Below are 10121 nucleotides of genomic sequence, written 5' to 3' on the forward strand. Positions count from 1 at the left end.
TCTCGCGGGTATGCGGCCAGCGCCCGTTCCGCGAGGTGCAGGTAGGGCCGGGTGGCGGCGGCGATCGGGGCGGGCGCCGGGTCGGGCAGCGCGCCCAGCACGGCGAGCAGCACGCGTACCAGCCGGTCGGCGCCGATCCGGTCGGCGTCCAGGGCCTGCACCCAGCTGACGTCGGCCCAGGGACGGCTCGGGTCGTGCACGGTCGCCTGCGCCAGCAGGTTGAGGGCGTCGGCGTAGCCGCCGTGCCGGGCCAGCACGTGGGCGAACGCGACGACGCGGCCCACCGGCGCGCGCTCGCCGGGCCGGAACAGCGAAAGGCCGCCGTCGTCGCAGCGGGCGGCCAGCTTCGCCAGCAGCTCGTGCGCCTCGGGCAGGCCGGGCTCGTGGGCCAGGGCCACGGACAGGTGGCTGACCGCATGGTCGAGGTCGTGCTCGTCGAGGGCCAGGGTGGCCAGGGCGAGCTCGCCCAGCGCCTCCTGGTGCGGGTCGTTGACGCCGTCAGCCACGTGCTCTCCCTCGGTCCGCGGAACGCGTGGGGAGTCCCCTGGCACGCGCCGCGCGAGGCGGCTGCGCCCGGACGGGCCATGTTCCGGCACGGACAGGCTAGAGCCGGTCGGGCGAGTTGTGTGCCCCTGCTCATTTCTGCGCAGTGTGTTGCTATCGCGGTCATGAACGTGCAAGACTGCGCACGGAACGCGCGATTTCGCGCAGCACTCCAGGGCGAAGTGGTAGGAGAGAGAGATGGCCCAGCGTGGCACCGGAATGGCAGCCGACATCGCCGAGCAGCCGGAGGTGTACGCGACGCTGCTGGAGCCGGCCCACGCGGGCGCCATCGCGCAGGTCGCGAAGGTGATCGCGGAGCGCCGGCCGCAGCACGTGGTGTTCACCGCGCGCGGCACGTCCGACCACGCCGCGCTCTACGCCGCCTACCTCACCGAGATCCGGCTCGGGCTGCCCGCCGGGCTGGCCTCGCCGAGCGCGATCACCGTCTTCGGGGCCCGCCCCGACCTGTCGCACGCCCTGGTCATCGGGGTCTCGCAGAGCGGCGGCTCGCCGGACCTGGCCGAGGTGCTGCGGGTCGCCCGGGAGTCCGGGGCGCTCACCCTCGCGGTGACCAACAACCCCGAGTCGGTGCTGGCGCAGACCGCAGAACTGTCGGTGGACGTCGCCGCCGGGCACGAGCGCGCGGTCGCCGCCACCAAGACCTACACCGCCGAGCTGATGGCGCTGCTGATGCTGATCGAGGGCGTACGCGCCGGCGACGGTGTGCTGCCCGCCGACGAGCACGCCGCCCTGGCCAAGCTGCCCGAGCTGGCCACCCGCACGCTGGCCGACACCACCGCGACCGAGCTGGCCGCGCGCTACCGGTTCGCGGCCCGCATGGTGACCACCGGCCGAGGCTACGCCTACCCGTCGGCCCGCGAGGCCGCGCTCAAGCTGATGGAGACCTCGTACCTGCCCGCGCTGGCGTTCTCCGGCGCGGACCTGCTGCACGGCCCGCTCGCGATGACCGACCCGGACGTGCCGGTGCTGGCCATGGTGGGCGCCGGGCTCGGCGGGCAGGCCATGCGCGAGGTGCTGGCGCGCCTGGACGAGCGCCGCGCGGACGTCGTCGCGGTCGGTTCCGAGGCGGTGCCCGGAGCGAAGGCGCTGCTGACCGTTCCGTCGACCGACGAGCGCTACGCCCCGCTGCTGGAGATCCTGCCGTTGCAGCAGCTCGCCCTCTCCCTGGCGCTGGCCCGCGGCGAGGACCCCGACGCCCCCCGCGGCCTGAAGAAGGTCACCGCCACGCTGTAAGGCCTGTCATGAGAGGCTGACTGCGTGTCAACGCTGCGTGAACTGGTCGAGGAGCACACCTCGCTCGGCCCGGTCGACATCGACCACCTGCACCGGCTCGCCGGTGACTGGCAGTTGATCTCCGACTTGTCCTTCGCCGACCTGCTGCTGTGGGTGCCGGTCGAGGGGGATCCCGGCGCTGGCCAGTCGTTCCTCTGCGTGGCGCAGGTCCGGCCGACCACCGCGCCGACGGCGTACCAGGACGACCAGGTGGGGCGGACCTCCAGCGGTGCCGAGGTGGCCCACCTGGGCGTCGCGCGCGAGCAGGGCCGCATCTGGCGCGAGGGCGACCCCGTCTGGTACGGCGACACCCCCGCCCGGCACGAGGCGATCCCGGTCCGGCGACGGGGTGAGGACGGCGAGGCGGGCGAGGTGATCGCGGTGGTGGGCCGCGACACCAACCTGTCCACCGCGCGCACGCCCAGCCAGCTGGAACTGAACTACCTGACCACGGCCGACGACCTGGCCCAGATGATCGCCGACGGCACCTTCCCGTCGGTACGCCACCCGGGGGAGACCACCTCCGCGCCGCGCGTCGGCGACGGCCTGATCCGGCTGGACGGTAGCGGCAAGGTCACCTACGCCTCGCCCAACGCGCAGTCGGCGATCAGGCGGCTCGGCTTCTCCGCGCACCTGGTCGGCGAGGACCTGGCCGCGCTGTTCAACCGGCTGGCCGAGGACCCGCTGGAGGGCTCCGAGGCCAGCAACCGCATCCTGGGCGCGCTGCGCGGGGACGCCCCGCCGCGCAAGGAGATCGAGGCGCGCACCGCGACCGTGCTCAGCCGGGCGCTGCCGCTGATGCCGGCGGGTGTGCCGATCGGCGCGCTGGTGCTGGTCCGCGACATCACCGAGGTCAAGCGCCGGGACCGCGCGCTGATCACCAAGGACGCCACCATCCGGGAGATCCACCACCGGGTGAAGAACAACCTGCAGACCGTCGCGGCGCTGCTGCGGCTGCAGGCCCGCCGGGTCAACCACCCCGAGGCGCGGGCCGCGCTGGAGGAGTCGGTGCGCCGGGTCGCGTCCATCGCGCTGGTGCACGAGACCCTCGCCATGTCCGCCGACGAGGCGGTGGAGTTCGACGGCATCGTGGACCGGGTGGCCAACGCCGCCGCCGAGGTCGCCTCGCCCGAGTCGCCGGTGCGCACCCGCCGCGAGGGCACCTTCGGGGTGCTGCCCGCCGAGATCGCCACGCCGCTGGTCATGGTGCTCAACGAGCTGCTGCTCAACGCCGTCGAGCACGGCTTCGACTCGCTGGAGGGCAAGGTCGCCGACGGTGCCGAGGTCGTCGTGCACGTCGAGCGCGCCAAGCGGGAGCTGCACGTGACCGTCGCCGACAACGGCCGGGGGCTGCCCGAGGACTTCAACCCGACGACGAACAAGCGGCTCGGACTGCAGATCATCCGTACCCTCACCACCGGTGAGCTGCGCGGCACCATCGAACTGCGCAACCGGGACGGTGGCGGCACGGAGGCCCTGCTGTTCGTGCCGCTGGCGAAACGCGACAGGTGATCCCGGTTTTAACAAAGAGCGATCTGCGTCACGCTCCGGTCAGAATGTGGGACGTTGGGCGAACGGTGATTGGCACGGGCCTGCCCGCCGTGAGAAAGTGACTGCATGACCGCCGCTGCGAACCGCCGCCTGATGGGGCTCGGGCTCACCGCCCGCCGCCACATCGATTTCGGCCGCGTGCGCAGCGCCATCTGTCCGGCTGGCTGACTGCGCCCGTCCGTTTTTTCGAAACCCGGGCGCGCATACGCGCCGGGAGCATTCATTTCTTTGAATCTCGACCGCTGACCCGCGGTGCTGGCGCATAGGCGCGTCCTCGCTCACTGGACTTACAGGAGGACGCTGCGATGGCAGCAAGCACGCCAGCCGCCACCCCGGGCCGGGCCGCGCGCAAACCGCGTGGGGAGGGTCAGTGGGCGCTCGGGCACCGCGAGCCCCTCAACCCGAACGAGCGCACGAAGAAGGACGACAACGGCCTGAACGTGCGCGCGCGGATCGAGAACATCTACGCCCACCGCGGCTTCGCCTCGATCGACCCGGCCGACCTGCGCGGCCGGATGCGCTGGTGGGGCCTCTACACCCAGCGCAAGCCCGGGATCGACGGCGGCCGCACCGCGGTGCTGGAGCCGCACGAGCTCGACGACGAGTACTTCATGCTCCGCATCCGCATCGACGGCGGCCAGCTCGACCTGGCCCAGCTCCGCGCGATCGCGGACGTGTCGAGCAAGTACGGCCGCGACACCGCCGACATCACCGACCGGCAGAACATCCAGCTGCACTGGGTGCGGGTCGAGGACGTGCCGGCGATCTGGCGCGAGATCGAGGCCGTCGGCCTGTCCACCACGGAGGCCTGCGGCGACACCCCGCGCGTGGTGCTCGGCAGCCCGGTCGCCGGGATCAGCGAGCACGAGGTCCTCGACGCGACGCCCGCCATCGACGAGATCGTCGAGAAGTACATCGGCGACCCTGCGCTGTCCAATCTGCCGCGCAAGTTCAAGTCCGTGGTGTCCTGGCTGGCCGACGTGCCGTACGAGGCCAACGACATCGCGTTCCTCGGGGTCGTGCACCCCGAGCACGGGCCGGGCTTCGACCTGTGGGTCGGCGGCGGCCTGTCCACCAACCCGATGCTCGCCCAGCGCCTGGGCACCTGGGTGCCGCTGGCCGAGGTCGCCGAGGTGTACGCCGCCGTCGCCCGGCTGTTCCGCGACTACGGCTACCGCCGCCTGCGCAACCGGGCGCGCATCAAGTTCCTGGTCGCCGACTGGGGCGTGGCGAAGTTCCGGCAGATCCTGGAGGACGAGTTCCTCGGCCGCAAGCTGGCCGACGGACCGGCCCCGGAGCTGCCCGAGCACCCGATCGACCACATCGGCGTGCACCGCCAGCGCGACGGGAAGTTCTACGTCGGCGCGGCGGCGGTCGCCGGCCGGGTCAGCGGCACGGTGCTGGCGCAGGTCGCCGACATCGCCGAGGCGCACGGCTCGGGCCGGGTGCGGCTCACGCCGTACCAGAAGCTGCTGGTGCTCGACGTCGCCGAGAACAAGGTCGAGTCGCTGATCGCGGCACTGGACGCGATCGGGCTGCAGGCCCGGCCGTCGTCGTGGCGGCGCGACACGATGGCCTGCACCGGCATCGAGTACTGCAAGCTCGCCATCGTCGAGACCAAGGCCACCGCGGCGCGCACCATCGAGCACCTGGAGCGCACCATCGGCCGGATCGACGGCTCCATCTCGATCAACGTCAACGGCTGCCCGAACGCCTGCGCGCGCACCCAGGTCGCCGACATCGGCCTCAAGGGACAGCTGGTCCCCGGCCCGGACGGCGAGATGGTCGAGGGCTTCCAGGTGCACCTGGGCGGCGGCCTGAGCATGGCCCAGGGCCAGAACCCGAACTTCGGCCGCAAGCTGCGCGGCCTCAAGACCACCGCCGCGGAGCTGCCCGAGTACGCCGAGCGCCTCGCCCGCCGCTACCTCGACGGCCGCAAGGACGCCGCCGAGCCGTTCGCGGAGTGGGTGCTGCGGGTGGACGAGGAAGAGCTGCGGTGAGCACTCATGAGTGAGCGCAGCGAGCGAATCATGGTTGCCGACGGATTCATGACGACGCCGGAGGCGGCGTCATGAGTGAGGGTGCGCAACGCGCGGTGCCGTACTACTGCCCGTTCTGCGGTGAGGAGGCCTTCCTCCGGCCGCACGCGGGTCCCGAGACCGAGGACGCAGAGCCCGCCAGCACACACGGGCAGTGGGAGTGCCGAGCATGCCGCAGGGTTTTCGCGCTGAAGATGATCGGACTGCTGGGGAGGGTGACGCCATGACCGTGGACGTGCGACGTTCCACCGCCGAGCTGATGGATCTGGCCGCCCGTGCCGGAAAGGAGCTGGAGGGCGCGCCGGCCGAGGAGATCATCGGCTGGGCCGCCGAGACGTTCGGGCCGCGTTTCTGCGTCACCAGCTCCATGGCCGACGCGGTGCTGGCCCACGTGGCCTCGCGGGTCGTGCCCGGCGTGGAGGTCGTCTTCCTCGACACCGGCCTGCACTTCCCGGAGACGCTGCGGGTGCGCGACCAGGTCACCCGCACCATCCCGGTGACCGTGGTGACGGTGCGGCCCGAGCTCACCGTCGAGGAGCAGGACGAGCGCTTCGGCCCCCGCCTCTACTCCCGCGACCCCGACTCGTGCTGCTACCTGCGCAAGGTGAAGCCGCTGGAGGACGCGCTGGCCGGCTACGACGCGTGGGCCGCGGGCCTGCGCCGTGACGAGTCGCCGACCCGCGCCAACACGCCGGTGGTGCACTTCGAGCAGGCTCGCGGCAAGGTGAAGGTCAACCCGCTGGCCACCTGGACCCAGGCCGAGGTCGACCAGTACATCGCCCGCTACGACATCCCGGTCAACCAGCTGCTGAACTCCGGGTACGGCTCGGTCGGCTGCTGGCCGTGCACCCGGCGCATCCAGCCCGGCGAGGACGCCCGCGCGGGCCGCTGGGCCATGTTCGACAAGACCGAGTGCGGTCTGCATGCGGCCTGATCCGGTGGCGGCCGGCACCGCGTCGCCCGTGGTGCTGGTCGCGCACGGCTCCCGCGACGCGCGGGCGCAGGCGGCGACCCGGGCGCTGGCCCGCGGGGTCGCCGCCGCCCGGCCGGGGCTGGACGTGCGGGTGGCGTTCCTGGAGCTGGCCGACCCGCGGCCGGCCGACGTGCTGGGCGCGCTGCGGGCGGCGGGGGAGCCCGCGCCCGTGGTGGTGCCGCTGCTGCTGACCCGGGCGTACCACGGCCGGGTGGACCTGCCCGCCCAGGTCGCCGGGTTCGACTGCGCGATCTCCGACACCCTGGGCGAGGTGTCCGAGCCGCTGCTGGCCGGGCTGGTCCGGCGGCTGCACGAGTCGGTGACCGGGTACGACGCGGTCGTGCTCGCCGCGGCCGGCACGAGCGTGGCGTCCGGCCGGGCCATGGTCGACGAGGTCGCCGGGGCGCTCACGCTGCGGCTGGGCGTGCCGTGTGTCACGGCGTACGCCAGCGCGGCCGCGCCCACCGGTGGCGAGGCCGTCGCGGCGCTGCGGGCCCGCGGGGCGCGCCGGGTGGCGGTGGCGTCGTACTTCCTCGCGCCGGGCCGCCTCCACGAGGCCGTGCTCGCCGACGCCCGCGCCGAGGGCGCGATCGGGGCGGCAGCCCCGCTGGGAGCGTCGAGAGAGCTCGTTCGGCTCGTTCTGCAACGCGTGGACGCGGTCAGCCCGCAGCGCGCTCTGCTGGCCGTCTGAGCCCGTTCGCGCACCCGTTCACCAGGCGTAAGCGCCTGCTCACAGCCCTGCCGTTCTCGCGTCCGGCGGGAGCCGTCGGGTTCCGGACAACGTAAAAGCCCCGGAGCAGCGGCGCTCGGGGCTTTCTACGTTTTTCGGTGAGGCGTTGCGGTGTGGCGGTGCTCAGAGCGAGTGTGCGCGGACCCGAAGGCCGCCGCGGCGCTTGACGGCGCGCCGCTCCTCCTCGCTCATCCCACCCCAGACACCAGCGTCCTGCCCGGTCTCCAGCGCCCACTTGAGGCACTCGGTGGAGACGGGGCACCGCCCGCACACCTTCTTGGCCTGCTCGACCTGAAGCAGTGCGGGGCCGGACGTCCCGATCGGGAAGAACAGCTCCGGGTCTTCGTCGCGGCAGACCGAATGGTGGCGCCAGTCCATGGCGGAAACACTCCTTGTGATGGCAGTGGAAATTGCTAACGCTTCGTTTGGTACGTTCGGGCTTCTCTGTATGCGAACGCGCGTGAAGCGATTTGGATGCGGATCCAGTTGGTTACGGACCGCTACCGAAATCAGCAGCGCGTGTAGGAGCAACAGGTTCAGCGCTCGGTACGCTTGTGAATGCTTTCACGAACTCCAGCGATGTCAAGAGGGGTGCCGGAAATTAGGACAGACGGGTGAGCAAGCTCACGACCGTTTTGTCCGGATCACCGGGCGTTACCCTGACCCCCGACATCCGACAGTCAGTGATCAATGTAGTACGGGGCGTAATAGGCCGCCAGTATTTCCAGCGTGTGTCACGTGTGCCCATTGACACAAATCTCCGCCGCGCTGCCTTTCGACAGCGACTCTTAGCAGATTACGCGCAGTGCGCCGGGCACAGCGGTGAATTTCACCTTTTCGCGTTCACCTAGGTAGTCCCCGTCTAGTTGGAACGCCTGCGGGGTGGCGCAACGGACGACGAATTCCGCCAGATCGTGGCGCACCATGATCTTCTTTCCGGCGACGTCTCCCCGTTCGGCGGGGTCGTCCGGCTGGTGGGCCAGCATCTGCGTGACCGTATGGAGGGTGCTCGGCAGGTGGAGGGCTTGCAGCGCAAGCACATCGAGCCCGCTGTCGAACGACGCGCGGGGGCTGGCGTGGATCGGCCGGTCCCCGAGATAGGTCCACGGCGCGGTGTTCTGGATGATCAGATTCGCCAGGCCGCCCGCGGGCTCCGCGCCCGGTTCCTCCAGGGTGATGCCCGGCTCCCGGCGGCCCTCGACGAAGTACTGCCCGAGCGTCGAGCGCAGGTAGAGGCCGGGGGTCGAGCGGCGGCCCTTGCGCCGCGCCTGCTCGACCCGGCGCACCACCGCGGCGTCGAGGCCGAGGCCCGCGCAGAAGGTGAAGTAGCGGTCGTCGGCCAGCCCCAGGCTGACCTGGCGGCTGGTGCCGCGGCGCAGCGCCTTGAGGATCACCGAGGTGGCGTCGACGGCATACCGGGGCAGGCCCAGGGCGCGCACGAAGACGTTGGTCGAGCCGCCGGGCACCACGGCCAGCGCCGGTGTCGCCGCGCCCTTCCGCGCCGCCATGAGCCCGTTGACGACCTCGTTGACGGTGCCGTCGCCGCCGAGCGCGACGACCACGTCGACGCCCCCCGCGGCGGCGTCGCGGGCGAGGTCGAAACCGTGGCCGCGGCGGCGGGTGAAGCCGAGGGTCAGCTCCATCTCGCTGCGCAGCGCGCCGGCCAGCACGTCCCGGGTACGGGCGGACGTGGTGGTCGCCTTGGGGTTGACGACGAGCAGACCTCGCATGACCGGCAATGTACCGGGTGCGGTGACCTCGCGTTACGCGGCCTGCACGCGGCGAGACGGCCGCCACCGCGGGTTCGCTAGGGTGTCATTCATGTCCGCCGCCGAAACGACCGTCGAACGCCCGCCCGCCACCCTGTACGGCGCGGTGGCGCTGATGGCGCTCCAGGCGCTCGCGGTGACCGTGCTGGGCGCGATCCTGATCTACGCCGACCTGACCGCCGAGTCCACCGACATCCGGCTCGCGGTCGGGGTGACGCTGTTCGCGCTGGCCGTCGCCGGGAGCCTGGGCGGGCTCGCCCGCGCGCTGAGCCGCCGCCGCCCGGGCGCCCGCGGGCCGTCGCTCGCGCTGGAGCTGATGCTCTGCGCACCCGCGTACTTCATGATCAACGGTGGCATGCCCCAGCTCGGCTGGACGGTCCTGCTCGGCGCCCTGGCCGTGATGGGCCTCATCCTGGCCCCCGCCACCACCCGCTGGCTCGGCTGGAACCCCCGCTGACCACCGGGCGGCGCACCGCCCCCTTCGCCCGCTCACACGTCGGCAGCCGCCGCGCCGCGCCGCGCCCCGATTCTCATCGACGTTGGCCTATCACGTCGAAAATCCGCGCCCCGGAGTCGACGTAATAGGCCAACGTCGATGGCAAGACGGGTCGTGCGAGCGCGCGGCCGGAGTCAGGCGCGCCAGGGTCAGGACGTGGGGAGTTCGGTGACCAGGCGGATGGTGGCGCGGCCGTCGGCCTGCTCGGCGTCCACGCGTGAGGTCAGGCCGCTGAGGACCTTCCAGGCGAACGCGGACTGCTCCGGGAGCTTCTTCTTGCCGTTGACCGGTGCGGAGATCGCCACGGTCAGCTCGCTGTCGCCGATCTCGAAGCGGCAGTGCAGCTGCCCGCCGGGCGGGGCGATGACCAGCAGCATCGCGCACGCCTCGTCGACGGCGATGCGGAGATCCTCGATCTTGTCGCCCGCGAAGCGCAGCCGGGCGGCGAGGCCCGCGGTCGCGGTGCGCAGCACGCCCAGCCAGCCGCCGTCGGCAGGCACGGTGACAGCGACGACGTTGTCGGTAAGCGCCGTCGCCGCCGGTTGCAGAATCTGACTCACCTGGCCCAACCCCCCGCGCGGAGCCTAGCTCATAGCCGGGCGGTTGTGCGCACTCGTCGTCCGGTGATGCCGGGTGGCCGTCCGGGCCACCCGGCATACGTCGGCGCTGACGTCCAGGCTCAGGCCTGCTTGGTCTCCCAGAAGATCTTGGAGATCTCCTCGATCTT

General features: G+C 71.9%; 9 protein-coding genes and 1 pseudogene. 6 read left to right on the plus strand and 4 right to left on the minus strand.

Annotated elements, in window-relative coordinates:
* Positions 1-506: pseudogene (locus Cco03nite_RS41110) on the minus strand (tetratricopeptide repeat protein); the annotation flags it as partial.
* 256 nt (positions 507-762) lie between these two features.
* On the opposite strand from Cco03nite_RS41110, the gene Cco03nite_RS41115 reads away from it, so the two are divergent.
* The 5 genes from Cco03nite_RS41115 (at position 763) to Cco03nite_RS41135 (ending at position 7090) form a co-directional block, all read left to right on the plus strand.
* Positions 763-1797 (plus strand): SIS domain-containing protein, encoded by a 1035-nt coding sequence (locus tag Cco03nite_RS41115; RefSeq protein WP_203699480.1) that lies wholly within the window; start codon positions 763-765, stop codon positions 1795-1797.
* 24 nt (positions 1798-1821) lie between these two features.
* Complete coding sequence (locus tag Cco03nite_RS41120; protein ID WP_203699474.1) at positions 1822-3348, plus strand: sensor histidine kinase; 1527 nt, start codon at positions 1822-1824, stop codon at positions 3346-3348.
* A gap of 344 nt (positions 3349-3692) precedes the next feature.
* Positions 3693-5387 carry a nitrite/sulfite reductase gene (locus tag Cco03nite_RS41125; protein ID WP_203699475.1) on the plus strand — a complete coding sequence of 565 codons (1695 nt, stop codon included), beginning with the start codon at positions 3693-3695 and terminating at the stop codon, positions 5385-5387.
* 262 nt (positions 5388-5649) lie between these two features.
* Entirely contained in the window at positions 5650-6360 is a 711-nt protein-coding gene (locus tag Cco03nite_RS41130; RefSeq protein ID WP_239168078.1) for a phosphoadenylyl-sulfate reductase, read from the plus strand.
* A complete protein-coding gene (locus Cco03nite_RS41135) occupies positions 6350-7090 on the plus strand; it encodes a sirohydrochlorin chelatase (RefSeq protein WP_203699477.1) in 741 nt (246 codons plus the stop codon). Before Cco03nite_RS41130 ends, Cco03nite_RS41135 begins: the two co-directional genes overlap by 11 nt.
* A gap of 162 nt (positions 7091-7252) precedes the next feature.
* On the opposite strand, the gene Cco03nite_RS41140 is transcribed toward Cco03nite_RS41135, so the two are convergent.
* Together Cco03nite_RS41140 and Cco03nite_RS41145 are read right to left on the minus strand one after the other, a co-directional pair.
* Positions 7253-7507, minus strand: coding sequence for a WhiB family transcriptional regulator (locus Cco03nite_RS41140; protein ID WP_120318209.1), 255 nt, complete (start codon positions 7505-7507; stop codon positions 7253-7255).
* A gap of 410 nt (positions 7508-7917) precedes the next feature.
* Entirely contained in the window at positions 7918-8859 is a 942-nt protein-coding gene (locus Cco03nite_RS41145; protein WP_203699478.1) for a diacylglycerol/lipid kinase family protein, read from the minus strand.
* A 91-nt stretch (positions 8860-8950) separates the two neighbouring features.
* Between Cco03nite_RS41145 and Cco03nite_RS41150 the strand changes: the two genes are divergently transcribed.
* Positions 8951-9355, plus strand: coding sequence for a hypothetical protein (locus Cco03nite_RS41150; protein WP_203699479.1), 405 nt, complete (start codon positions 8951-8953; stop codon positions 9353-9355).
* Between the two features lie 188 nt (positions 9356-9543).
* Here Cco03nite_RS41150 and Cco03nite_RS41155 read toward each other — a convergent pair whose 3' ends face one another.
* Positions 9544-9954, minus strand: a complete 411-nt coding sequence (locus tag Cco03nite_RS41155; RefSeq protein ID WP_373314453.1) for an ATP-binding protein — start codon at positions 9952-9954, stop codon at positions 9544-9546.
* Positions 9955-10121 lie beyond the last annotated feature (167 nt).

It is taken from the genome of Catellatospora coxensis (assembly GCF_016862635.1).
Lineage (GTDB): Bacteria > Actinomycetota > Actinomycetes > Mycobacteriales > Micromonosporaceae > Catellatospora > Catellatospora coxensis.